The sequence below is a fragment of the Paenibacillus sp. AK121 genome, assembly GCF_019042715.1.
GTDB classification, from domain to species: Bacteria; Bacillota; Bacilli; order Paenibacillales; family Paenibacillaceae; genus Paenibacillus; species Paenibacillus polymyxa_C.
Genome location: NZ_JAHPJM010000009.1, coordinates 161557 through 188048, shown reverse-complemented (window position 1 = coordinate 188048; position 26492 = coordinate 161557). Strand labels below are relative to the sequence as shown.

The following is a 26492-nucleotide window of genomic DNA, read 5'->3' as shown; positions in this document are numbered from 1 at the left end:
AGGAGGGTGAAGCTTTGGCAAATCATCTGTTCACCGAAGGAATGACGGCAAATGAAGAGGCTGCTCCCGATCTCCTGAGCTTACGGACGCTGTTTGTAAATGTGTGTTTTATCGGAGAGCCGGGAAGCCGATCCTGGGTGCTGGTGGATACGGGGATGGCAGGATTCACAGACTCGATTATACGCCTGGCTGAGGAACGGTTTACGGGTCCTCCGGTTGCTATTGTGCTTACTCACGGTCATTTTGACCACGTAGGTTCGGTTATTGAGTTGGTACAGCATTGGGGTACGCCTGTCTATGCACACCCTTTGGAACTACCTTATTTGACGGGAATGAAAGATTATCAAAAACCTGACCCTAGTGTGGGGGGAGGTTTGATGTCGGGAATTTCCTTTTTGTACCCCAATGATGCTATAGATCTCGATGATCGCATCACCTCCTTGCCCAAAGATGGCAGTATCCCCGGCGCCCCTGGTTGGAAGTGGCTGCATACACCAGGACATACGCCTGGTCATGTATCGCTTTTTCATGAGCAGAGACGCTTAATGGTGGCTGGTGACGCTTTTATCACGGTAAAGCAGGAATCGGCATTGGCTGTGCTTTTACAGGAAAAAGAAATCCACGGACCGCCTGCATATTTTACAACAGATTGGCAAGCTGCACAGCGATCAGTGAAAATGTTAGCTGGTTTAAAGCCCGCAATTGCAGTTACAGGGCATGGACATTTCATGCAAGGTACCGAGCTGACCGATCAGTTGGAACGGCTGGCTGGGAATTTCGAACACATGGCAGTACCCAAACAGGGACGCTATGTGTAATATGTGTGAAGGACGATGCCTTGCGGGGCATCGTTTTTTTGTGTTGACGTGGAATTTTTTTGCTGGACATGGTATAGTCAAGCCAAAAGCTAAACGCTTTCATTAAACATCGTCATTTCATCAAGGAGGATTTTTGATGACACAACAGCATACTGCAATTGGTGATCTTTATTATGGAATACCGGCGATTCGTCTTAAATTTGGACGATATGAAGCGGTTGCCCTGCCAGGAAACGGCGCAAATCTGATTTCTTTTCGTGACAATGAGGCGGGATATTCTTTTCTACGTGAGCCGGATGCTGAGAGCATAGAGGCTTTTAAGCAAAGCCCATCCGTTTACGGAATTCCTTTTTTGTTCCCTCCGAATCGGTATGAGGATGGAAAATTCCTGTGGAATGGTGTTACATATGAGCTGCCAATTAATGAAGAGGCTACCCATAACCATTTGCACGGCTTTTTACACACCGTTCGGTGGGAGGTTGAGGACTACGGTTCCGGGGAGCAAGGTAGTTATGTAGTAATGAATCAGCATGTAAGGGAAGGGCATCCTATGTTCCGTTATTTACCCTTCACCTTTACAATGAAGCTGACGTACAGCCTGGACGAATTCGGCCTGCATCAGCGTTATGTGATTCATAACGAGGGGGATCAGCCGATTCCCAACTTGTTTGCCTTTCACACAGCCATTCGGGTACCGTTTGTACCTGATAGCTCGCCTGAGGATTACAAGATTAAGGTTACGATCGGTGAGCGGCGTGAGCTGACAGATCGATTGTTGGCCACTGGGCAGTTCCAACCGTTATCCCCGGAAGAGGAATTGATGAAGACAACAGGAGTTAGCCCTTATTTTGCCTCTATGGATAATCATTATACGGCGGCTCCGCAAAATGGACGTAACTACATGGAACTCACACACAGTAAGACAGGTGCTACCCTTGTATACGATGTAGGCACTGCTTATAAGCATTGGATGATCTGGAACAACAAAGCGAACAAGGAATTTATCTGTCCTGAACCGCAAATGAACATGATCAATGCGCCGAATCGACCAGACTTGCCTGCGGAAGACATCGGGTTAATTGCACTGGCTCCGGGGCATATTTTTGAAACAACCAGCCGTCTGTATTGTGTTACTCCGAATAAAACGAAATCTTAATGTGTTCTCTATCCTCATAAGCTTGCATCGTGATGAACGGTGCAAGCTTTTTCGGTTGGTAAGGTCTTATATAAAAGATAATGGGGAAGGAAGGTGAAATAGGTTGCAGAAAAGAATGTGTCATAGTATGATACGAAACAGGAGATGATCAGATGAATTATGAAATGGTGCCTTTTCAAGCCGTCAAACGCAAGCAAATTGCCGATGAAGTGGCTGAGCAGCTGCAACGAAAAATTGCTGCTGGTGAATGGAATGTGGGCACTAGGATTCCAACGGAACCCGAGCTTATGAAGCTATTTGGAGTCGGGCGATCTACAGTTCGTGAGGCGGTTAGCGTACTGGTGCATGCCGGTCTATTAGAGAAAAAGCAAGGACACGGAACCTTTGTCTGCCAACCAACGACTTCTCAAGAACCATTGGATTACCGACTAAGTCGCGCTGAAATTATTGAAGTTTATGAAGTGCGGAGCGTGCTGGAACTGGAGATTGCCAGATTAGCTGCGTTACGTCGTAATGACCAAGATTTACGCTTGATGCGGGAGGCGCTGGACCGTCGAGCTGCGACATTGGCCGCTGGAGATATGAATGGGTACTTGGATGCGGATATCACTTTTCACTTGGCTGTTGCAGCAGCTACAGGCAATAAGGTGCTTACGGACGTCTACCGCAGCTTTGTAGAGGCTATTCGCAAGGCGCTGAGCAATCTGATTACCGATCCAGCAATGCAAAATCATTTTACACTTCAACATGAAAAAATTTATGAAGCGATCTTGGAGCAGGATGGCAAAGCTGCAGAACTGTATAGTATTCAGCATTTGGACGGCACCAAGCTGGAGCTGCAAAAGCATATGGGAAGTTCTTAATTTTTTTAATCTTAAACATCAGATGATCAGATGAATAAAATGATGTTTAAACCTTCTACTTTGAGCATCTCCTAAAATCAAACCAAAGGTGGTATCTGTATGCGAAAAATATGGGTGTTGGACACAACGTTAAGAGATGGAGAACAATCACCAGGAGTTAGCTTAACCAGCACAGAAAAGGTGGAAATAGCTCTTCAGCTTCAAAAATTAGGCGTAGATCGGATTGAGACTGGCTTTCCGGCAACCTCACCTGGTGAGATCGTCAGCATGCAGAAAATTGCCAAACAGGTCACCCAAGCAACACTGGTTGGTTTTGCACGCTCGAAAGAGCAGGATATAGATGCGGTCAGAGAAGCTCTACGGGGGGCGGAGGACGCTTGTCTTCACTTGTTCCTAGCTACCTCACCTATTCATCGCCAGCATAAGCTGCGAATGGATAAAGCGAAGGTATTAGAGACCGCTGCCGCTGCCATTCGTTATGGACGCAAGTATTTTAGCAAGATAGAATTTTCGGCAGAGGATGCCAGTCGTACCGAGTTGGACTTTATTTGTGAAGTTGTAGATATGGCAATTCGCGCTGGGGCGACCGTCGTCAATTTGCCGGATACGGTGGGATATGCCTCGCCAGATCAATTTGGAGAAATGTTTAGAATCGTAAAACAACAAGTACCAGGTATCGAAAAAATACAGCTTAGCACACACTGTCATGATGATCTTGGCATGGCAACAGCCAATACGCTGGCAGCTATCCGTAACGGTGTAGATCAATTTGAAGGTACCATTAATGGCATCGGTGAGCGAGCCGGAAATACACCTATCGAGGAGGTCGCATTGGCCCTTGATACGAGAACCGATCTCTATGGTGCACAAACGAGTCTGATTTTGGAGGAGCTGTATGCCACCAGTCGATTGGTAAGCAAACGTACGGGGATGTCGGTACCAGGAAACAAGGCTATTGTGGGGGCCAATGCATTTGCACATGAGTCCGGTATCCACCAGGACGGAATGCTGAAGGAGCGTACAACGTATGAGATCGTGTCCCCTGAGCGCATTGGTCTGAAGACGAGTAAACTTGTATTAGGCAAGCATTCGGGACGTCATGCGTTTAAGGAAAAGCTGGCGGACATGGGCTTTGATGTTTTGACAGAGGAACAGCTTCAGGATGCGTTCCACAAATTCAAAGCCTTGGCGGATAAGAAAAAACAGGTGCTGGATGAAGATTTACTCGTCCTGATGGATGAAAGCCGCAATGCCTCGCCTCAAATTTACACGCTAAATTCCATTCAGGTGTCTTATGGTAATCAGTCGGTCCCGGTCGCCTCCATACGGCTGAATAAGCAAGATGGTACATCGATTGATGAAGTAGCGATGGGGAATGGTTCTGTAGATGCGATTTTCAATGCGATAGACAAGGCCAGTGGGGAAGTGGTGGAATTGGAGGATTACTCCATCCAGTCTGTAACGTACGGCAAAGATGCGTTGGGGGAAGTCCACGCTATTTTGAGGCAAGGTGAATACACAGCACTGGGAAGAGGTACAAGTACAGATATTTTGGAAGCTAGCGCTAAAGCTTATATCGACGCACTAAACAAGCTACTGGGCAGAAAAGAAGTTCATGCCAAAAGCAACATCACGATTAGCTGAGACTGGTAATCAAGCTCATAGCTGAATTTTTTCTTCTGTCTCTCCTCTGACCCTATTGTAAAAAAAGCGCTTGCAAAATATATGATAACATCTGAAATTTAATGTATAATAGGCAAAGAAGATCACCATATTTTGTCTGAATTACATAGGCCAAGAGGAGGAAATGAGTTGAACTACCGCATTGAAAAGGATACGTTGGGCGAAATCAAAGTACCGGCAGACCGTTTGTGGGGAGCGCAAACACAGCGCAGTAAGGAAAATTTCCCGATTGGCTCGGAGAAAATGCCATTAGAGGTCATTCAGGCGTTCGCGGTGCTCAAAAAGAGTGCGGCGATCAGCAATTATAAGTTGGGTAAGCTATCTCAGGAAAAGCAGGACGCCATTATTTATGCAGCGGACGAAATTTTAGCTGGACGAGTCGATGACCATTTCCCGTTGGTTGTATGGCAGACAGGGAGCGGAACGCAGTCCAATATGAATGTCAATGAAGTGATTGCTCATCTGGGAAGCCAATGGCTTCAAGAACAGGGAAAAGATGCGAAGCTGCATCCGAATGACGATGTGAATATGTCACAAAGCTCAAATGATACGTTTCCTACAGCCCTTCATGTAGCAGGTGTTATTGCCGTCGAGGACCGTTTGTTGCCTGCCATTGATAAGCTGAAAGAGACTTTTCAACAGAAGTCAGAACAATTCAAGGATATCATCAAAATTGGCCGAACCCATTTACAGGATGCGACACCACTAACACTGGGTCAGGAAATCAGCGGCTGGTATGCCATGCTGGATAAAAGCAAACGAATGATCGTCGATACGGTTCAATATATGAAGGAGCTGGCGATTGGCGGAACAGCAGTGGGTACAGGAATTAATGCTCATCCAGAGTTTGGTTCCCGAACCTCTGCGGAAATATCCGGCTTCACTGGTAAAACGTTCACTTCTGCACCTAATAAATTTCATGCACTGACCAGTCACGATGAAGTGGTGGCTGTACATGGAGCAATCAAAGCGTTAGCTGCAGATTTGATGAAAATCGCCAATGATGTTCGCTGGTTGGCTAGTGGTCCACGGAGCGGCTTGGGCGAAATCACGATTCCTGCTAACGAGCCAGGTAGCTCCATTATGCCTGGTAAGGTAAATCCGACCCAGAGTGAAGCACTAACGATGGTCGTTACGCAAGTCATGGGTAATGATGCAGCCATCGGCTTTGCAGCAAGTCAAGGAAATTTCGAACTGAATGTGTTTAAGCCAGTAATCATATACAATTTTTTGCAATCAGTTCATCTGCTGGCTGATTCCATCATTGCTTTTAATGACAACTGTGCCGTCGGCATCGAGCCTGATCTCGCTAAGATTGAGCACAATTTGAATAATTCACTGATGTTGGTGACAGCATTGAATCCACATATCGGCTATGAAAATGCCGCTAAAATCGCCAAACTTGCACATGCGGAAGGACTGTCTCTAAAGGAAGCGGCACTCCGTAGCGGACTGCTGACTGAAGAGCAGTTTGACCAATATGTTGTACCAGCGCATATGATTCATCCTAAAGCCTAAAGCACAACATTTGTCGCAGCTTAACACCTATAAAAATTACAGACCAGCTTATGGAGTGCCGATTTAGCACAGACCATGAGCTGGATTTTTTAATTTTCTCCTATAATTTTTTTTACTTAAGATTAGTATTCTATGTGATTTGAGGGTATATAGTTAGAAGGCGAAAAAATGAACATTTATTTTCAAGATAGGAGAAGCCGTATGGAACAGACAACCGTGATTAATTTGATTGTGCTTTTGCTGTCCGGCTTGCTGCTGGTCGGTGTGCTGACTACCAAATTTTCCAGCCGTTTCGGTATGCCTGCGCTTGTTTTGTTTATTGCCGTAGGCATGGTGCTCAGTCAGTTTATTTATTTTGATAATGCCTTTATCACACAGCTGGTGGGCATTCTTGCGCTCATTGTAATCTTGTTTGAAGGCGGGATGCAGACAAAGTTTGCAGATGTTAAGCCAGTAATTCGACCTGCGTTGTCATTATCAACGTTAGGAGTCATCATTACGACTGTAGTCATTGGCGTCTGCGCCAAGTTTATTTTAGGCGTGAGCTGGATGGAATCCATGCTGTTTGGCGCTATTGTTGGTTCGACGGATGCGGCAGCAGTGTTTTCCGTTTTAGGAGGTAAAAACATCAAAAAGCGAATTACCTCGACGCTTGAAGCGGAATCCGGCAGCAATGACCCGATGGCTGTATTTCTCACAGTAACATTGATTGAGCTGATACATCACCCTGAACAATCCATTTGGATACATATCTTGTTGTTTTTATGGGAAATGGGTTTTGGTTTAGCCGTTGGTTTTGTACTCGGACGCTTAGGTGTATATGCGATTAATAAAATGAATTTTGATTCATCCGGTTTGTATCCTGTGATGGCATTGGCATTTGCGGTATTGACGTATGCGGCGGCATCGTTACTGGAGGCGAGCGGATTGCTGGCGGTTTATGTCATGGCCATTGTATTGGGAAATTCCGACTTAACCTACAAGCGATCCATTATTCATTTTAACAATGGCTTCGCCTGGATGGTGCAGATTATGATGTTTGTCCTGCTCGGCTTGTTGGTCTTTCCCGATCAATTGCTGGGTATCGCGTGGCAAAGCTTGGCGCTTTCCTTCATCCTCATGCTCGTGGCTCGTCCAATAGGCGTGTTCCTAAGCTTGCTTTTTTCCAGGTACTCTGTACGCGAGAAGACACTGTTATCCTGGGCAGGATTGCGGGGGGCGGTACCCATTGTACTAGCAACTTATCCATTACTGGATGAAATGGATGTAGGACCTTTATTTTTTAATGTTGTATTTTTCGTCGTGCTCACTTCTGCGATTATCCAAGGTACTACAATCTCGTGGCTAGCGGTGAAGCTTGGCTTGATGGACCCTAACGAGACATCGTCTCCTTCACTGCTGGAATTAGTTTCTCTGGGAAAAACCACTTCGGAAATCAACCACATTCAGGTACAAAAGGGGATGGCGATAGCGGGCAAGGCGATTCAGGATATACAGCTGCCTGAAGATATCTTATTTACAGCCATTATTCGGGACGAGCAAATTATTGCCCCGAGAGGCACGACCGTGATTGAACCGGGCGATACTTTGTATGTGCTTAGTCCCAAACTCAAGCGACAGCAGATGAAAGAGCTGTTCATGCTGCTCGAACCGGAGGCTGCTCCGTAAATCGGATATCCCCCCTATAGTTACAACCCTTCACATTTATGTGAAGGGCTTTTTGCTGTATTCTTTTTCAGAGTGGATGAATCTGTTAAAAAATTGACACTATCATTCTACAAAATTAGTTTATGATATTGTCGTTAGATGTCGCAGCCTATCGTTACTGATCATTTGATGGGCAATAGTGATGAAATACGATAGAAGTCACCAAACAGGAGAGATGATGAATGAAACCGGAAGTCTTGCCACAGCGTGCAGCAGCTCGCAGGCAGAAAAATAAGAAAAAGAAACGGAAAGGAAAATTTGGTCGCTTTATGCTGCGACTTTTTATTGTATTCCTGTTAGCGGGAATTGGAGGTGGTGCATGGTTGTTTTTAACCCCTTCTGGCAAGGACATGCGCTATTTGGCTGCAGACACGCTGATTACGACTCAGCATCGTCACTGGGCGAAATATTTTATCGGCGAAGCAGAGGCGAAGCAACGAGTGGCTGAATATTCGGCCCGGTTCGAAGAGATGGGTGAAGAGAAGGATAGACATACAATCAACTTGCCTGATCTGATACCTACTAAAGTACAACAAACGCCATTGGTTGAAGTGGAAGAGGTGTCAGGTCGTAACTATCATGGCTATGTTATGACGGTGCATGACCCCACTAAAATTAGGCTCGGGGTTCCTGCTAAAGTCGGCCGGGGAGAACATGTATCTAGCATGGTCGAGCGTTTGGGGGCTGTTGCTGGGGTGAATGGCGGTGGATTCGCTGATCCCAACTGGAACGGGAATGGCTTTAAACCGATTGGTGTTGTCATTTCTCAGGGTCAGATATACTACAACGATATGGGTAAAAATGCCTCTGTTCAAATCGTAGGTATTGATAAACAGGGAAAAATGATAGCCGGCCACTATTCGTTGTCCGAGTTGTCCAAAATGAATGTGCAAGAAGCGGTTACCTTTCAGCCACGCCTAATCGTGAATGGAAAAGGTCTGATTCGCAATGCAAGCGAGGGATGGGGAATTGCTCCCCGAACTGCAATGGGGCAGAGAGCAGACGGGGCAATTATTTTTGTAACCGTCGACGGTCGCCAGCCTGGGTACAGCATCGGTGCCAACTTGTATGATATGCAAAATATTTTACTTAAACATGGAGCGGTTATCGGTGCTAATCTGGATGGAGGTTCGTCAACCGTGCTCGTCAAGGACAACACCATTGTCAACAAGCCTTCCTCTGAATACGGTGAACGGTATTTGCCGACTGCGTTTCTCGTATTTGAGCATCCAGAGACCGTCAGTATCCCGAACATATGGGCAGGGATGAGACCTGGAGACATTGATGCAGCCAAAAAGAAATAGAGCGGGAATGAACAAGTCTATTCAGTAAACGGAGACTAATAATGAAGCTAGATCGAACAGGATTTCAGCGATTGTTTGTCGCCTTGCTGATGCTACCATTACTCTTGACAACAATGCACCAAGGAGACGCCGAAGCGGCTAAACAGGGAACCACAGCACCTCAAGCAACACAGCTAACAGAGATTGTTATAGCCGGTCAGCCCTTAAACAACAAAATCAAACCGCTATTGATCGACGGTAAGCTGATGGTACCTCTCAAACCATACGCTGAAGCTGTGGGTGCAAGCTACCATTGGGACGCTAAACAAAAGCAGATTACGCTGCAAAAGTGGGCAGAACCCTTAATTCTTAAAGAGCAATTACGTAAGAACCAGCAGCAACTGATTTTTAAGGTTGTAGGTAAAGATGTATATGTACCTCTTAGAGATGTGTCGCTTGAATTAGGTTATACGTTGGAGAAGACAAACACACAGATTCAGATCCAGCCACCGATTCACGGTAAACTAAAAGAACAATTGTATGAGGGGGATCTCGTAGCAGCACGCGAAGCGTTAATCCACTTAGAAACACGTTCTGTTCATCCTTATATAGAAGTTCACCGTCCCAACACTGAGCTTTTGTCTAGTGTCTACATGTTTCCTCAAGGTGAAGCATTACGGTATTTTACAGTGGACGGGGATGTGCTGAGTCTGGTTGAAGTGAAGGACGATTTTCCGATGGTCACCTATCAAGGGTATATGGGAGCTCCTTTTGATAATACCTTTACGATGGAATACGATCCGCTGGAGCTGTTTTTGGCCAATAAAGCCAAAGATCAGTGGGGAACCTATCCGAAATTTAATAAGCCGCTGATCTACAAGTATACTACAGGATGGGGAGATAGCAGCACTACTTTTTATGGGCGTGTTACTATAGATAAAAAAGAAGAACTGCTGGGAATGACTGGTGATCCGGTAACCGTACTCTCAGCCAATGCCAAAAAGATCATGAAAACCTTCAAGCTGCCGTGGGAATCGCGTACAGATACCCAGCAGGCGATGGAATAAGTTAAACAGCTACTACAAAAAAGCGTGTATCGTTGAAGTTAATTTAACTTCCAGGTACACGCTTTTTGCGATGATATGGGGAATTGATATTGTGATGTGCTCAAATCTTGATTAGGCATCATTTTCTGCTTCGAGGAACACGGAGATCAGAATACGAGCGTTGTTTTCTCCTACATTTTTGGCATAGTGGGGGATGGCCGCTCTCCAGCTAAAGGAATCTCCTGCTTCCAGAGTAGTTGAATCCTCGCCCTGCTCCACGTACACTGTGCCCTCCAAAATAAAATGAATCTCATCTCCTGCATGAGCATGCTCTTCTTCTGTAGATGAGCCCGGCGGCATTTCAACGAGCATCATTTTGACGTTACCCTGCCCTCCCAAATGATCGACCTGGAGCTTGTTTTTACCATACAACGTTTTACGGCGCTCGTCCTTGCGAATCACTTGCATTCGTTCCTCTTCTTTAAGAAGCAGAAAAGCGAGAGGTACATTAAGCGCATTAGCGATGCTGTCCAATGTAGCGATGGAAGGGGAGGTTTTATTATTTTCTACTTGACTCATAAACCCTTGAGATAGTCCGGTTCGTTCGCATATTTGCTGGATGGATAAATTTTTACGTTTACGAGCGGCACGAATGTTGCATCCTATACCCATTGAGCGTTCCTCCTTTTGGGAAATATAATGTATACTAATTTATTATTTATCATACCAAATAATTTGTTGACAGACTATAGTTTCTTATGCTAAATTCACATTACAAAATAATTATTACTATTACTAATAATTAAGTTTGATTCACACATATATGTTGCCGTATAGATTCGAACGTTATTATTTTTTTAACTAAATTATTAGTAATATAAATTAATTATTCATATACGCTTGTATAAGTGTAATAAAACAAACAGAATGGAGAGATAACATGAGTTCAGCAAGCAGAAACGTTTCTACAATTATGCGGGTGGCGCTCGGAATTTTGTTTTTGGTACACGGAATTGCTAAATTCCAAATGGGGTTGGGTAATGTAGCAGGCTGGTTTTCCAGCATTGGCGTCCCAGGATTTTTAGGTTATGTCGTTGCGGTGATTGAGTTGGTCGGCGGGATTGCATTAATTCTTGGATTGCTTACTCGCTATGTATCCGGACTTTTAGTTATTGTATTGATCGGTGCCATTTTCACGGCCAAATTGTCCGGCGGGTTGATGGGGAATGGTCAAGGAGCTGGCTATGAGCTGGATATTGCTTTTATTCTGGTAGCTCTTCATCTCGTATTTGCACCGACAACTCGCTTGTCTCTGGATTCTTTGTTCAGTCGTCGTGGGTCAACAGAACAATAATTTCGTTTCATCCTTAGTCCTCCAATCCATGTAGAAAGAGGGAAATCTGATGACAGCACATATTCATGACAACACTAAAATCGGGCAGGTTTCATTAAAAGTTAGTAACTTGGAGCGTTCTATTCAATTTTACACTGAGGTCGTTGGTTTACAGCTTCTGCGTCAAACGGCGGATACGGCTGAATTGACTGTCGACGGAAAGCATGCGCTACTGATCCTTAATTATATTGAAAATGCAGTTATTCTTTCGCGCCAGTCCGCAGCTGGATTATATCACTTTGCTATTCTCCTACCGAACCGTGTAGCTCTTGGCCTGTCTTTGCGTAATCTGCTAGCTCATGAGATTGAAATCGGACAGGGAGATCATGATGTAAGTGAAGCACTATACATCCATGATCCTGATAATAACGGGATTGAAATCTATGCGGATCGTCCTCGTGATCAATGGAAAAGAGATGCAGATGGATTTTACATGATGGGAACAGGTCCCGTGGATGCAGAAGACCTGATTGCCATTTCTGAAAATATACCTTGGCAGGGGCTGCCACAGGGAACAGTAATTGGGCACGTTCACTTCCATGTATCTAATTTGCTCACAGCACAGCAATTTTATTGCGATGTGCTTGGCTTTGACATTACGTGCCGATACGGATCTTCAGCCCTGTTCGTTTCCGCGGGTGGCTACCACCACCATATGGGCTTGAATATATGGGCAGGTGAAGGAGCACCACCAGCTCCCGAGCAGGCTGCTGGATTGGATTATTTTGAACTGATTGTTCCAGACCAACAAGAATTGGATGCCATTACTGCTCGTTTGACTGCGGCAGGTTATGAATTACAAAAACGTGATGGGGCCCTGTATGTGGCTGACCCGTTCCGCATTCAAATCAAATTGGTTCATGGTCAGACCATTTAACATAGCAGGAATGTAACAGAAAAAGGTATTCCTACAAGCCGTACTGGCTGGGAATACCCTTTTTTTATACTAAAACAAGCTCCAATCCAAATCCCGTGACATTGTCTCCAGCAAGTGTACCCCCGCTGTACTGTTGCCCATACGATTCAATGAAGGACCCACTAGCCCGATACCGTATCGTCCGGGTACCATCGTCATTATACTGCCAGATACGCCGCTTTTGGCAGGGAGCCCGACTTGAATGGCGAATTCACCAGAGGCGTCATACATACCGCATGTTGTCATAAATGTTTTGGCGATCTGTACATAGCGACGGGGAATCAGAGGTATACCTGTGACCGGATCACGGCCGTTGTAGGCTAGTATGAGTCCCATACGTGCTAAATCTGTACAGTTCAATTTGACAGCACAATGTCTGAAATAGACGTCAAGCACATCCTCCACATGACCTCTTAAAATCCCCTTTTCCATTAGAAAATAAGCAAGGGAACGGTTTAAATGGCCTGTGGCTGATTCTGAATCGTAGACATCCTGATCATATTCCAATGTGTCATTATGAGTAAGCAGACGGAAAAATTGAAGGACACGGGCAAATCTCTCTTCTGGACTGTTTCCGCGAATCAGAGAGGAGACAGCAATTGCTCCAGCGTTAATCAGTGGATTAAACGGTATCCCCGGCTCAACCAGTTCTAGCTTTAGCATGGAATTAAAACGGTCCCCGGTAGGCTCCATCCCCACCTTAGAGAAGACAACGTCCTCTCCATTATCCATCAAGGCCAGAATGAGCGTAAATACCTTTGAGATGCTCTGCATCGTAAATTGTATTTCCGTATCTCCGGCTACCACGGTCTCACCCGCACCGTTCATTACCACAATACCCAGCGCGTCGGCCGGGGCTTTGGACAGTTCGGGAATATATGCTGCTACCTTGCCATGAATATACTCATGGCGGCTTTGTTCTACCCATTCCGGCAGTTTGGTCTGTAATCTCTGCCACTCCGATGTCATTTCTTTTCCTCCAGTCGAGTAACCAATCTGTGGTATTTTATTGTAGAGCAAGAAGTAGCTATATACTTATTTTAAAGAAATTTTCAGTCGAAAAACAAGCTCTGATGTCATTTCTTTTTCTCCAGTTAAATATCCAACCTAATGTAATATCTGGATTATGGCAGACAGGAGAAGGAGATGATCTTAAACATGTTACACGGTATGTTAACGGATTACCCGCGGGAGAAAACGATTCATCAATTGTTTGAGGAGCAGGTTGAGCGTACACCAGACCACGTAGCGGTTGTATTTGGGGACAAGCACTTGACGTATGCCGATCTGAACAAACAGGCCAATCAGCTTGCGCATGTTTTGCGAGCCAAAGGTGTAGATAAAGACGAGTCCGTCGGGATCATGGTTGACTGCTCGTTGGAGAAGATTATCGGGATTTTCGGAATTTTAAAAGCCGGGGGAGCCTATGTGCCGATTGATCCGCAATTTCCCAAGGAACGTATACGCCATATGCTGACGGATTCCGGCGCAACCCTCCTGTTGACCCGGCTTCCAATCCACAACCCATTGGAGCTCGACAGTCTTGTACTGGATTTGATGGACAAGCGGAATTATGGAAAAGAAACAGGGAATCTCACATCTATTCAAGGTTCCGATACGCTAGCATGCATTATGTATACGTCCGGTTCTACGGGCGAACCTAAGGGAACCTTAACGATGCACTACAACATTACACGTGTTGTTAAAAAGCCAAATTACATCCATTTCTCGACAAAAGATCGGATATTGCAAGTGTCCAGTTTTTCGTTTGATGGTGCTACATTTGGTATTTATGGGGCTTTGCTGAATGGGGGCACTCTTGTTTTGAGCACACAGGATCAATCTATGAATGCACGGGAGCTATCAAATATACTACGTACACAACAGATTACAAAATGCTTTGTCACGACGGCTCTTTTTAATGCATTGGTAGATATTGATCCCGGCTGCTTTGCAACCATTGAAACCTTGCTATTCGGTGGTGAGAAGGTGTCGGTCAGCCATGTGCGTAAAGCGTTCGCTGTTCTGGGTCCCGGCCGTTTAATTCATGTCTATGGACCGACGGAGAGCACGGTATTTGCTACGTATTATCCGATTGATCATTTGGACGAAAATGCAAATACTGTGCCGATCGGTAAACCAATTAGCAACACGAAGATTTATGTCTTGGATCAAGAGCAGCGTCCTCTGCCGCAGGGAGTTGCAGGCGAATTGTACATCGCTGGCGATGGATTAGTTAAAGGTTATTTGAATCGTCCAGAGCTGACAGCAGAGCGGTTTATTCAGTCTTCACGAGTACCTGGAGGCAGATTGTATCGTACCGGAGATTGGGTACAAGAGCAAGCGGACGGAAACATCGAATATATTAGCCGGATCGACGGTCAAGTGAAAATACGGGGGTACCGAATTGAGCCAGGAGAAATAGAGTCGCAACTATTAAAAATAAATGATATACAAGAAGCGGCTGTTATTGCCCGCGAAAATGAGGCCGGTCAGAAGCAACTGGAAGCGTACTTTACAGCGATCACAAAACTGACAGCAGATGAAATTAAATTTGCTCTCTCTATAAAACTGCCGAATTACATGATCCCCTCTTTTTTTATTCAATTAGAGCAGATGCCACTGACACTGAATGGTAAGCTGGATCGCAAGGCACTGTTGGCCCTTCAAGGAAATAAGCATGCTGGAGCAGAATATGTCCCTCCTGAGCCGGGACTGGAGACGAAGCTGATGGATATCTGGCAGGATGTATTGGGACTGCAGCAGTTCAGTGTTTTAGATAGCTTTGTCGACCTCGGTGGACATTCTATTCATGCGCTTACATTAATGTCAAGGATGGAGTGGGCAGGATATCACGTCACTTTAGCAGACATTTATCACTATAAAACGATTCGGGCCCTCGCTGATTACCTTCGTTCAACACAGAATAGTGTTATCGGGTCCCAACAGCAGCAGGGCATCATTAAAACAAGACATCAGCTGATGTCTTGGCTTCACCAAGAAACGGATGGTGTTTTTGAGTGGGTGAAATACCAAGTAAGGGATTTTATTCACGAAGTTAGAGATATTCAGGTGCTTTACTCCGACATGGTGTCTGACGTTAACCATATCTTGCGGATTATGGACGGAAAAGTAGCTCCAGAGCTACTGCCTCACTATATTGTACCACTGCATCTAAGAGCTGAAATGGCTGATCAATACTGGACGATGGATGAAGAGGAATTTTTCCAGCGTCTAGGCTTAAAGAGCATGAATTCGGATCCAGTGGAAAGTTTACGCAAGCAATTGAAAGATGATTATTTGAAAAAAGATCAGTCTCTTAAAAGAGGAGAAGTGGCACAAGAATATCCACTAAGTGGAATTCAACAAATGCAAATTTCGTTTCAAACACCACCAAGTTTAGGTGTATTTAGGCTGGATGAGTGTGTAAATTATAATTTTTTGAATCAGGCCTACAATCATTTTGTCCAAAGTCAAGGATTACTGAGGAGTGTTCCGACCCAAAGAGATGGATGGACTTATTGGAGGGAATACGTACTGCCTAGTGATAATGTGCCAAGACTTAACATTATTGATGTGTCAGCTTACAATCCATGTGGCCCCCTCATGGAAATGATAAATGATTATGTTACAAATACCCGATTCGCCGGAGAGCAAATGTTATTCCACATGTTTGTGCTGAAACGGAACCTGCGTGAACATTATGTCATTACTATTTATCATCATGCGATATGCGACCGGGTGACCTCGGAAGTAGCTGAGCGACAGCTGATTGCTAGCTACAGGAGTCTACTTCAAAATCGCTCCCTTCCTACGGATGAAGTGAAGCCCTATGTGGAGTATGTTAGACAAATCCAAAGTGGACCAAAAGGAATCACGGAACCAGAATTAATATCATCTTTTAATTTGGAAGCGTTCCAAAAAAGCAAGCAATACATCTTCCAAGCCCCGAAGCTTCGAACGAGCACAGAAGCCTACCTGTTTAACGTATGCATTCCCGCTGCAAATCCTTCTTTAGAGCTGGCGCTTTATGTCTATACAAGGGGCCTGCAAACATATTTAGGTATGGATAAGCTGCCATTGTTATTTTTATATGATGGAAGAAGATACGACGAGGAAGCTTATTATAACACGACCGGTGAATTTATTGATTTTGTGCCTATGCTGTTGGATCTGAAGCAAAATCCAGATGAAATGATGCAGTCTGTCAGAAGCAGACTGGATTTATTAAAATACCATACGATCAATTTTATGCATCTTCTTACAAGCCCTGATTACGAAGACAAGTGGAAGCGGACCAGAACACTTGCACAGTTGGGGAAGCAGTATGAGCAACTGGATTTATTCATGTTTAACTATTTAGGAAACAGCACGAAGGCAGGCTCAAAATACAGCAATTATTATGATGATACCGTTATAAAGCAACCGAATCCACTGCCGATCCATTCACTGTTCAATTGCATTGCTTCTTCCTACACGGATGGTCTTATCTTTTCTATACGATGCAGTTACGAGATAGAAGTAGAGGAAGTCAGGACCGCTTTTTATCAAGCTGCTGGTATAGCATCCCGGATAGGGGAGGTACAATAAGTGATAGAGTCATCCACTATACCTAGTCAGAGTGGGTCTGATAGACCACGACGTTATTTGCCTTTATTTTCTCACTCCAGTAGAAATATCTCACAGCCTGCAGGCCACAATCAAGTGCTTTACGGCATTCGTTTGGAGACAAGACAGGTCCAAGCGATTATAGGATTTGTCCAGGATCATCAGATAGGCATGCCTTCCTTTATAATAGCCATATGGTCCGTACTGGTATCCCATTACGCCAATCAATATACTTTGCCTGTTGTATATTCTATGATATCCGACAAAGAAGAAAAAGGAGATCGTCTGGATTATCCGCTACTCATTCATATACAAAGGGAAGATGATCTTTTCTCTTTGATACAAAGGATACAATTGGATTGGAACAAACGACATACCAGCGGCGATTGGAGAGAGGATTCTTCGCAGCAGACTAAAGTCGATCCTCGATCAGGGGGAGAGAAGGATTTCTTCAATGTGGGTATCACAGAAATGTATGATCATTTCCTATCTCCAAGTTCAAATGTGAAAGCACAGGCTCTTTTACAAAGTATAGATCAGCTAGAAATCGCACTCTGCTACCATTATGATGCGGATGTATTGGAGTGCGCAATACAGTATGATGGCAATCGTTTTGGAGAAAGACAAATCGCTAGCTTCGCAGGCCATTTTCAAACATTGCTGGAAAATGCACTCCTTTTTCCGCAGAAAAAGATACTATTTCACCCCATGCTGACCACGGAAGAACGCGAACAGATGCAACAATGGAATGATACAGAACAAGCCTATCCTTTGGATAAAACGGTGGTTCAATTGATCGAGGAGCAAGCTGATCGAACACCCAATGCGATCGCTTTGGAGTTTGGTGAGCAGAAGCTGACTTATTATGAGTTAAATCACCGGGCAAATCAAATCAGCCACATGATTATAGAGTCGCATTTGCTGCAAGGACATGGCTCTCTGCCGGCTGGCACGCTGATTGCTATCATTATGGACAGGAGCGCAGATGTGATCCCGTCAATGCTCGGAGTTATGAAAGCAGGAGCTGCTTACCTTCCGGTCGATCCCCAATATCCTGGAGAGCGGTTGCGATTTATTTTAGAAGATGCACAGGTCCAAATGATTATAACGCACAGTCAATTAGTAAGTAGAATAAATCCATATATTTCTCAACTGGGTATGAAACCACATACGCTGATTTGTGTGGATGAATGCTCGGAGCAACAGGACTGCTATCCTTACGAAAATTTGCAGATCGGGCTGAAACAGAATGATCTGGCTTATGTCATCTACACATCCGGGTCTACCGGAAAACCGAAGGGAACTCTCATTGAACATGCTGGCTTGGTTACGTTGATCCCTTATCTTGTTGAAAAGTTTGGTATTACGTCCGACTCAAGAGTCATGCAATTCGCCTCCATGAGTTTCGACGCTTCGGTCTACGAATGGATCGGCACGTTATCAGTAGGCGGGACTTTGGTTGTCCTTTCAGACGATGAACTACCACCTTATGCAGACATTTCAGATATTCTGGCAGAGAAGAAGATCCATATTGCCATGCTGACGCCATCGGTGCTCCGAACAATGAAACATAGAGAATTGCCCAAATTGCGTACACTTATATCTGCTGGAGAACCCTGTACACCTGATATTGTCGACTATTGGGGAAGAGGAAGACGATTTGTGAACGCTTACGGGCCGACCGAAGTAACGATTATTTGTGCTACTTCTGTCTGCCAGCCAGGAAAAGAAATTACGATTGGCAAACCCGTTTATAACAAACATTTATTCGTCTTGAACTCATTCGGCAATCCTGTGCCTGTCGGCGTTCCCGGCGAACTATGGGTAGGGGGCATTGGGCTTGCCAGAGGATATTTGAATCGTGAGGAACTGACTCGAGAACGATTCGTTCACAAAGAGATTGCAGTCAGCAGTAAATATCCGTCACACAGTGAGCGGTTATATAAAACCGGGGACATTGTGAAATGGACGCCGGATGGAGAACTGGTATTTATAGGGCGTAGTGATGAACAGATTAAAATCAGAGGGTATCGTATCGAACTGGGTGAAATAGAATATCAGCTACGCCAACATCCTGACATCGGTCAATGTGTCGTTCAAATCTGGAAGGACGGGTCATACCATAAACTGGTAGCTTATTATACTGCTCTAGAAGAACTAGAAGAGGCGGAATTGACGCAGCACTTAGGTGCTGTATTACCAGCTTATATGCTTCCTTCATATTTCTGCCATTTGGATTCGTTTCCAGTAAATACTAACGGGAAAATCGACCGCGGGGCTCTCCCTGATCCGAAGAGCATCTTATTTCTTCAAGCTGATGAAGTTGTGGAAGCAGACGAGGATGATCTTGAAAAGCGTCTGCTTAGGATTTGGCGACAGATTTTAAAAAGGGGAGATATCGGAGTTAACGACCATTTTTACGCTGTTGGGGGAGATTCAATTCTTGCCATTCAGGTCGTATCTATGGCCAGAGATCACGGTATGATACTTACTCCAAGACTAGTGGCAGAGCATCCAACTATTAAGAAATTAGCTACTGTTGTTACTTGGACAAACAGTAATCAAACGGAAGAGCTTATGGTTGATTGGTCAGGCGAATTTGGCTTGACACCGATTCAGCAGTGGTTTTTCGAGCAACAGTTTGTAGAGCCGCATTATTTCAATCAATCCCAGCTGTTTGTGCTCCGTGATTTTGATCCTGTGAGATTGGAAACTGCCATTAATCAATTGATTCGATTACATCCAGAGCTTTCGATGGAGATTGTGGTCAGGGAACATGTGTATTCGCAGCGCTATCGAACGGATGCCTCCATTCAACTGGCTAGCTATACCCTTCAACAAATTGATTATCCTGAATCCGAAATTTTAAGCATATGTGATGCGTGGAACAGACAATTGAATTATGAGACCGGCGCTATGATATATGCAGGAGTAATCCAAGGTCATCCTGATGGTAAAGCTCGTTTATTTATGACTATACATCATCTGGTCATTGATGGAGTTTCCTGGAGAATATTGGTTCAGGAATTGTGTCAATTGTATCAGGGGACTGCACTGCCGCCCGTTTTGAATCCATACAAAAAGTGGCACTCTGTATTGATGAGTTATTCTGAACATAAGGATACGTTAAGTCATATTGAGTATTGGAAAATAGTACAGCACCAAGCTGCAGCATTTGTGCTGCCAGTAGACCATTATCCGGCTCATAAAAAGAGCAGTGCATCGTCGGAATTGGTTACGATGCTTACTTTCGACGATACGGAGCTGCTTTTGCACCATTGCTCCCAGGCTTACCATACTGAGATCAACGATGTGCTGCTTACAGCTTGGTCCTTGGCACTCTCCGATTGGTCTGGACAGACAACGATTGCATTTCGCTTAGAAGGTCATGGACGTGAGCATTTTGTATCCGATATAGACCTTACAAGAACTATCGGTTGGTTTACCTCTATGTTTCCGGTATGCATTCGGATTCTGGATAGCGGCTCTTTGGGAGCAACGATTAAATCTGTCAAAGAGCAATTGCGCTATATTCCTCACCGTGGTATGTCATATGGTGCTTTGAGATACTGTCACCCGCACGAAGAAGTCCGTTCCGAGTTAGCAGCTTCTGAACCTCAGGCTCTTTTTAATTACTTGGGCCAATTTGATCAGGGTAATATGAACGAGTCAAAAGAGTGGCTAGAGTTTACACGTGACGCAGCACAGGATTATAGCTCACCGCTTAATCATGGAACAAGCCTATTGGAACTCAATTGTTCCATAGTTCATGGCAAGCTGCATCTGTTTATGAAATATAGCAAATGTCACTATGAAGAAGTAACTATAACTCAATTGCTAGAAGCTTTTGTAACACGTCTGCTTGCTATTATCGAGCATTGCAGCCAGGCTGAACACGAAGAATTCACGCCTAGTGATTTTCCATCCGTGTCCCTGGAACAGCATTCGCTCGATCAGATCGTAAAGACATATCATTTGAAACATGGTCTAGATAAAATGCTGTATCTAAGTCCCTTACAGGAAGGACTACTGTTCCATTACTTGGACCATCCCGCCTCCGATCAATATTTCGTGCAGGTTCATTGGAAATATCATGGCAGGCTAGAGGTAGATCGTTACCGGGAAGCCTGGAACAGCGTCATTGCCGAAAATGATAGCTTGCGGACTTGCTACATTTGGGAGACGTTGGACAAGCCCATACAATGTATTGTCCGAAATGCAGAATTGGAATGGACGTTTTTGGATTTTGAAGCAGAGCAACCAGAGCGGCAACAAGAGCATATCGAACGCTGGATGACAATGGATCGTAATCGCCGTTTTGATCTAACTCAGCCTGCGTTCCGCCTAACCCTAATTCAGATTGCTTCGAACGAATGGACGATGATTTGGAGTTACCACCATATTTTGCTGGACGGTTGGAGCCTGCCGCTACTACTGAATCGGGTACATGAGCTCTATGCTTGCAGCCTGCAAAATCGGATACCTCAACGTAACTTGAACCGTTCTTTTGAATCTTATATTCGTTGGCTAAATAATAAGGATCGCACGGAGGCCGAGACATTCTGGAGGGCATATTTGGCCGACGTAACGGAGCCGACACGACCACCGATAGAAAAAGGTACACTTCCCGATGTACATCAACCGATAGAGAACCAGCAGATCGAAACGCTTATTATCGATTCAAGACGAACCAAGCAGATCGCTGATTTTGTACAGCAAGTACAAGTTTCGCTAAATACACTGGTACAGTTCGCATGGGGCAAAATGCTACAAGTCTATCATGATGCCGATACAACCATTTTTGGCATGGTGGTATCCGGGAGAGGATCGGATCTTGCACAAGCGGATCGGATCACAGGTATGCTGATTAATACGCTGCCTTTAGTCATGCACTGGAATGTGGAGCAAACCATCACGGAGTATGTACAACAGCTGCACCAAACCATTCAGAAACTAAACGACCACAGTTATGTGAGTCTGAACGAATTGAAGAGCTGGTCTGGTATTCAAGGACATGCCATGTTTTATAGCATCGTGGCATTCGAAAATTATTTAAGCGACTATCGGCAACCTGAAAATGAATTGAAGATGTCAGCTATGGAGGAACGAGAGAAAACGAATTATCCAATAACGATCACCGTGGCTCATGACGGGGAACAGATCATCATCAAGTTTATATATGATGCAGATCGACTGAAGCAAGAAACGGTTAGCCGATTGGCAGAACAACTGCAAAATACGGTGCAATATGTGCTGGATTATCCGAATCACACCGTCGGAGACGTTTGCTTCATGAATAAGGATGAATATGATCGAATCGTCTATGACTGGAATAATACGTATACAGCATATCCCAGAGATCGTTCGATTGTTGACTTATTTCAGGAGCAAGCAAAGCTGCGGTCTTCACAGCCAGCAGTAATCGCGCACAATCAGGTTATGTCCTACCAAAGCCTAAACCTCATGTCTCAGCACATTGCCAACAGGTTAGCGGATGATGCTAATGCCAGTAATCATGGAAAGTTTATTGGAGTTTACTTGCCGCGTTCTCTTGAATTCATTGTCTCCATCCTGGCGATCATGAAAGCGGGATATGCCTATGTTCCTATTGATCCTGATTTTCCGGCAGAAAGAACCCGAGAATTAATCAAGGATGCTGGACTGGACACTATCCTCACTTCACAGGAAGGAACAAAACGTATCGCGGAAGCTTGTAAGGGAATCCGTTTAACATTGATTGATACAGAACATTTTGACCAAATTGGAGTTGTACAACAGGAAAAGAAGGAAAATAGGGTTGCTCCCTATGATCTTGCTTATCTCATGTATACTTCTGGATCGACGGGAAAACCGAAAGGCGTTATGGTGGAACATCGCAATGTCATTCGCTTGGTCAAAAACAATTGTTATTTCCCATTTTCCTCTGACATCAGATTACTCTATACGGGTTCGCCTGTTTTTGACGCTTCTACGTTTGAAATTTGGGGGACGTTGCTGAATGGCGGCCAGCTGTTTGTAATTTCCAAAGACGATCTTCTAAATATCCATGTGCTGGAGCAGCGGATAAAGGAGTGGAGAATTAATACCCTATGGTTAAGTTCTGCCCTGTGTAATCACTGGATTGAAGAAAATGAAAAGCTGTTTGCTGGGCTTCAATGGTTGGTCGTAGGTGGGGAAATTTTGTCGGTTAAACATATCAATCGTATCCGGCTCGCCTATCCGCAACTCTCGATTCTCAATGCATACGGTCCTACGGAGAACACCACTTTTTCGACGAGCTACCGGATCGAAAAGCCATTTGAGCAGAATATTCCTATCGGTAAGCCCATAAGTAATTCAACTTGTTATATTTTGGACAAACGGAGCCGTGTTCAGCCTGTCGGAGCAGTCGGGGAATTATACGTGGGAGGAGACGGGGTGGCGAGGGGTTATTGGCAGCAAAACCAATTGACACAGCATGCGTTTACTCCAAATCCACACCGCTCTGCCAAAGATCGTGAAAGAGGCACAAATTTAGTATTATATCGTACGGGAGATCGTGTGAGATGGTTGCCAGACGGGAATATCGAGTATATCGGACGGGCTGATGATCAGGTAAAACTCCGCGGATATCGAATCGAACTCGGAGAAGTCGAGTTCCGTTTAAGTAGCTATCCAGTGGTAAAAGAATGCCTGATCCTTGTCCGGGAGGTTCATGGCGATCTCCGAATGTTCGCTTACTATACAGCGGGAGAGGAAGAACGAGAGGAACAGCTTCATGCTTTTATGGCTGACGTTCTGCCATCATATATGCTGCCGTTTCGTTACATTTGGCTAAAATCGTTCCCATTAACGATTAACGGGAAAATTGATCGCAAAAAGCTTCCTTTGCCTGAAATCCATAGCGATAAAGAAGCAAATGCTGGACCGTGGACTGAATTGGAGCAAACCATAGAAGAAGTTTGGAGCATGGTCCTGAAGCTAGATTACATTGGCAAGAATGAAGACTTTCACACGTTGGGAGGACATTCACTCCATGCATTGCGCATAGCCAGCCTGCTGCAAAAAAGCGGATATCCGGTTACGGTTAACCAGATATTTCGCGAACAGACGATCGAACGTTTGGCACTTTCGTTGAGCAATGCAATGACGGATACAGCGGCTGCCCTCTTTCCAAACATGGATAACCCGTATATTCAGTCTATAAGAAAAACATACCCGTATGACGGATTTCCACTGTCTGCTGTACAAAAACGTTTTTTCCAAAGAGATCTTGTGAATCGCAACATGTTTAATGTACCTTACCTGGCTCTGCTCAAAAATTACATTCCTACAGAATTGCTGAACACGTCGATTGAACAACTATTGAGCAAACATGCGGCGTTACGGCTGTCATTTGCTCAACTGGAGGATGATGAATGGTATCAATTTGAGCAGAAAATAAGTGTACAACAGGTGGTTTCTTACGTGGATTTGCGCATGGTTTCGGTATCTCATGACGCCTATATTTCGGACTACTGCTCGAAAGTGCAGCATGAATTCGATATCAAGGAAGGACCTTTATGGAAGGTTGTATGGTTTGAGCACTATTACGACGAGAGCCAACAGGTGATATTGCTTCTGTTCCATCATTTAATTTTTGACGGAATCTCTATAAACATTTTTTTAGAGGATTTGAGACATCTTCTCTTGCCGGGACAAGGGAGTAATCTGGCGCTACATGTAGAGGAGGGAAGCAGTTATCGGGATTGGTGCATGGCGTTGACGCAATATGCGGCGAAAGACACTTTTTCTAAAGTATTCACTTTTTGGAACAGGATTGTAGAAGGCGGACAATCTTTGCAGGTTGACACGGAATTTGAGGCACAGCCTCTCCATCGCCACATGAAAACTATAACGCTTGATTTACTTGAAGGAGAAGAGCATCTTCAGCTATTAAAGGCATTGGCTGTAAAGCATCAAACTACACCACTGAGCATCCTACTAACGGCATTATCACAGGCTTGTTTTCAATTAAAAAACCAATCGGATTTGCTGCTGCATGTCATGTCTTATCAACGTGAGTCCTTTTTGCCGGGTATTGTGATTGATCGTACTATTGGTTTTTTTGCTGGAGCATATCCCCTTCGTATTCAGATCCCGGCAGGAGATCAGTCGGACAATTGGGAAATGGCACTGAGACATGTCATACACATGTTGCAGCATGTTCCATCTGAAGGCATGGATTACTTTATTTTACGTTATATGATACAGGATGTTTATCCAAATACGAAACCACTGAGAGACGGAACGCACATGCTTTTCCATTACCAATCAGAGGAAATGAACGGAATAGCTGATGATTTGTATGAGCCTTTATCGATTTCTCACGGAAGCACGAATGCGGCGGACAACCCCTCTGCTTACAAGTTAAATATGACGGCAGACCTTAGACGAGATAGATTAAGTTTAACCTGCTATTATAGTTCACTGCATTATAAAGATCAGACGATCGCAGAGCTAATACGCTTTATATCCGAATATCTGTATCGAAGCATTGGTATTCGAACATATAGCATGATAATGGAGGGAGCCTCAGATTATGAAAATATATGAATTTTGCCCTTTTTTCAATGAAAATCGCATTGCAGAGATTAAAATAAAAGAAAATGCCAGCTGGATCGACGAAATGCACGTAATCGAGGCCAACAAGACATTCAGCTATTTGAATAAGCCCTGCAACTTTAATCCAGATTATATAGGTCCCAAGGTCATTCACCATCCATTTCATGCGGATGAACTGTTTCGCGCACCTGAAGAGCATTCATTGTATTTTGATGTGGATCGCTGCGGCGCAGATCACTTTGACCACTGGTACTGGAGTCTGCTCAGTCATAACAGTGCGTTTCACAATGAAGCTTGCCAAAGAAACAGGAGCACCTTTATTTTGCAGGAAAAGGTTGAGGATGATGATGTGATCATCTTGGCTGATTTCGATGAGATCATTGACAGCCGGATGGCGGATCGTATTGTTGCGGAAGTGAAGAAACATCATATTATTACGATAAAAATGCACTATTCTGTATTTTTCCTGAATCTTTTTTGCCAATCTAATCATGGTGCTCCTCATTGGAGCTATCGCGTGTTTGCTATGACCGGACGCTACTTCAAAAGTATGCCTTTCTCACCCGATTATCTCAGGAAAAAGGGGATTGCTGAAGCGTTGTATCATGACATTTATTGTCTGGAGGAGCCGGCTGGATTCCATCATTCGTGGCTTGAATATCAGAAAACTGCACTTCCCAAACTGCAAGCATTTGCCGCCAATGTAGAAGATAAAAGTATTTTGAATGTAGAGTATATTGATCAATGCTTACAAGATAAAAAGCTGTACTATATCGACACCGAACTTTATGTTGATAACTCAAAATCGTTTTTGAGCAGCCTACAGGAGCTCGAAACCGATGATCTTTGGTACAAGTAAAGTGAAAGAGATCAAATAAAAAAACTGCCGACAGGATCGGCAGTTTAGTTTAAAGCCTT

General features: G+C 44.4%; 15 protein-coding genes. 13 read left to right on the top strand and 2 right to left on the bottom strand.

Features of this window, described 5'->3' with window-relative positions; translation table 11 throughout:
- The first annotated feature begins 14 nt into the window (after positions 1-14).
- The 8 genes from KSP24_RS17220 (at position 15) to KSP24_RS17185 (ending at position 10095) form a co-directional block, all read left to right on the top strand.
- The gene (locus KSP24_RS17220) at positions 15-818 is read left to right on the top strand and encodes an MBL fold metallo-hydrolase (RefSeq protein WP_064964149.1); all 804 of its coding nucleotides are present in this window, start codon (positions 15-17) and stop codon (positions 816-818) included.
- Between the two features lie 136 nt (positions 819-954).
- The gene (locus KSP24_RS17215) at positions 955-1974 is read left to right on the top strand and encodes an aldose 1-epimerase (RefSeq protein ID WP_058712008.1); all 1020 of its coding nucleotides are present in this window, start codon (positions 955-957) and stop codon (positions 1972-1974) included.
- Positions 1975-2126: 152 nt separating this feature from the next.
- The gene (locus KSP24_RS17210; RefSeq protein WP_013371373.1) at positions 2127-2837 is read left to right on the top strand and encodes a FadR/GntR family transcriptional regulator; all 711 of its coding nucleotides are present in this window, start codon (positions 2127-2129) and stop codon (positions 2835-2837) included.
- A 99-nt stretch (positions 2838-2936) separates the two neighbouring features.
- The gene (locus KSP24_RS17205) at positions 2937-4481 is read left to right on the top strand and encodes a 2-isopropylmalate synthase (protein ID WP_216975975.1); all 1545 of its coding nucleotides are present in this window, start codon (positions 2937-2939) and stop codon (positions 4479-4481) included.
- A gap of 168 nt (positions 4482-4649) precedes the next feature.
- Positions 4650-6038: a class II fumarate hydratase gene (fumC, locus tag KSP24_RS17200; protein ID WP_025678927.1), complete on the top strand. Its 1389-nt coding sequence runs from the start codon at positions 4650-4652 to the stop codon at positions 6036-6038.
- Positions 6039-6239: 201 nt separating this feature from the next.
- Positions 6240-7706: a potassium/proton antiporter gene (locus KSP24_RS17195; RefSeq protein ID WP_216975973.1), complete on the top strand. Its 1467-nt coding sequence runs from the start codon at positions 6240-6242 to the stop codon at positions 7704-7706.
- 221 nt (positions 7707-7927) lie between these two features.
- On the top strand, positions 7928-9049 hold the full coding sequence (locus KSP24_RS17190) for a phosphodiester glycosidase family protein (RefSeq protein ID WP_216975972.1): 1122 nt from the start codon (positions 7928-7930) through the stop codon (positions 9047-9049).
- A gap of 41 nt (positions 9050-9090) precedes the next feature.
- Positions 9091-10095, top strand: coding sequence for a stalk domain-containing protein (locus KSP24_RS17185; RefSeq protein ID WP_216975970.1), 1005 nt, complete (start codon positions 9091-9093; stop codon positions 10093-10095).
- 111 nt (positions 10096-10206) lie between these two features.
- On the opposite strand, the gene KSP24_RS17180 is transcribed toward KSP24_RS17185, so the two are convergent.
- Positions 10207-10746, bottom strand: coding sequence for a helix-turn-helix domain-containing protein (locus KSP24_RS17180; RefSeq protein ID WP_216975968.1), 540 nt, complete (start codon positions 10744-10746; stop codon positions 10207-10209).
- A gap of 268 nt (positions 10747-11014) precedes the next feature.
- On the opposite strand from KSP24_RS17180, the gene KSP24_RS17175 reads away from it, so the two are divergent.
- Positions 11015-11428 carry a DoxX family protein gene (locus KSP24_RS17175; RefSeq protein WP_058830848.1) on the top strand — a complete coding sequence of 138 codons (414 nt, stop codon included), beginning with the start codon at positions 11015-11017 and terminating at the stop codon, positions 11426-11428.
- A gap of 49 nt (positions 11429-11477) precedes the next feature.
- Positions 11478-12344 carry a VOC family protein gene (locus tag KSP24_RS17170; protein WP_216975966.1) on the top strand — a complete coding sequence of 289 codons (867 nt, stop codon included), beginning with the start codon at positions 11478-11480 and terminating at the stop codon, positions 12342-12344.
- 69 nt (positions 12345-12413) lie between these two features.
- On the opposite strand, the gene glsA is transcribed toward KSP24_RS17170, so the two are convergent.
- On the bottom strand, positions 12414-13352 hold the full coding sequence (glsA, locus tag KSP24_RS17165; protein ID WP_013371363.1) for a glutaminase A: 939 nt from the start codon (positions 13350-13352) through the stop codon (positions 12414-12416).
- Between the two features lie 189 nt (positions 13353-13541).
- Here glsA and KSP24_RS17160 point away from each other — a divergent pair, with 189 nt between their 5' ends.
- From KSP24_RS17160 to KSP24_RS17150, 3 genes are read left to right on the top strand one after another with little or no spacing between them, the layout of a single operon-like run.
- Positions 13542-16973 (top strand): non-ribosomal peptide synthetase, encoded by a 3432-nt coding sequence (locus KSP24_RS17160; RefSeq protein WP_216975964.1) that lies wholly within the window; start codon positions 13542-13544, stop codon positions 16971-16973.
- Positions 16974-25565 (top strand): non-ribosomal peptide synthetase, encoded by an 8592-nt coding sequence (locus KSP24_RS17155; RefSeq protein ID WP_216975963.1) that lies wholly within the window; start codon positions 16974-16976, stop codon positions 25563-25565.
- The gene (locus KSP24_RS17150; RefSeq protein ID WP_216975961.1) at positions 25552-26433 is read left to right on the top strand and encodes a glycosyltransferase family 17 protein; all 882 of its coding nucleotides are present in this window, start codon (positions 25552-25554) and stop codon (positions 26431-26433) included. The genes KSP24_RS17155 and KSP24_RS17150 overlap by 14 nt, the downstream gene beginning before the upstream one ends.
- The last annotated feature ends 59 nt before the right edge of the window (positions 26434-26492 follow it).

Coding starts and splice junctions, on each gene's coding strand:
- KSP24_RS17180 (WP_216975968.1), bottom strand. CDS start 10,746: ATGGGTATAGGATGCAACATTCGTGCCGCTCGTAAACGTAAAAATTTA.
- KSP24_RS17190 (WP_216975972.1), top strand. CDS start 7,928: ATGAAACCGGAAGTCTTGCCACAGCGTGCAGCAGCTCGCAGGCAGAAA.
- KSP24_RS17205 (WP_216975975.1), top strand. CDS start 2,937: ATGCGAAAAATATGGGTGTTGGACACAACGTTAAGAGATGGAGAACAA.
- KSP24_RS17195 (WP_216975973.1), top strand. CDS start 6,240: ATGGAACAGACAACCGTGATTAATTTGATTGTGCTTTTGCTGTCCGGC.
- KSP24_RS17215 (WP_058712008.1), top strand. CDS start 955: ATGACACAACAGCATACTGCAATTGGTGATCTTTATTATGGAATACCG.
- KSP24_RS17170 (WP_216975966.1), top strand. CDS start 11,478: ATGACAGCACATATTCATGACAACACTAAAATCGGGCAGGTTTCATTA.
- glsA (WP_013371363.1), bottom strand. CDS start 13,352: ATGACATCGGAGTGGCAGAGATTACAGACCAAACTGCCGGAATGGGTA.
- KSP24_RS17210 (WP_013371373.1), top strand. CDS start 2,127: ATGAATTATGAAATGGTGCCTTTTCAAGCCGTCAAACGCAAGCAAATT.
- KSP24_RS17185 (WP_216975970.1), top strand. CDS start 9,091: ATGAAGCTAGATCGAACAGGATTTCAGCGATTGTTTGTCGCCTTGCTG.
- KSP24_RS17150 (WP_216975961.1), top strand. CDS start 25,552: ATGAAAATATATGAATTTTGCCCTTTTTTCAATGAAAATCGCATTGCA.
- KSP24_RS17160 (WP_216975964.1), top strand. CDS start 13,542: ATGTTACACGGTATGTTAACGGATTACCCGCGGGAGAAAACGATTCAT.
- KSP24_RS17175 (WP_058830848.1), top strand. CDS start 11,015: ATGAGTTCAGCAAGCAGAAACGTTTCTACAATTATGCGGGTGGCGCTC.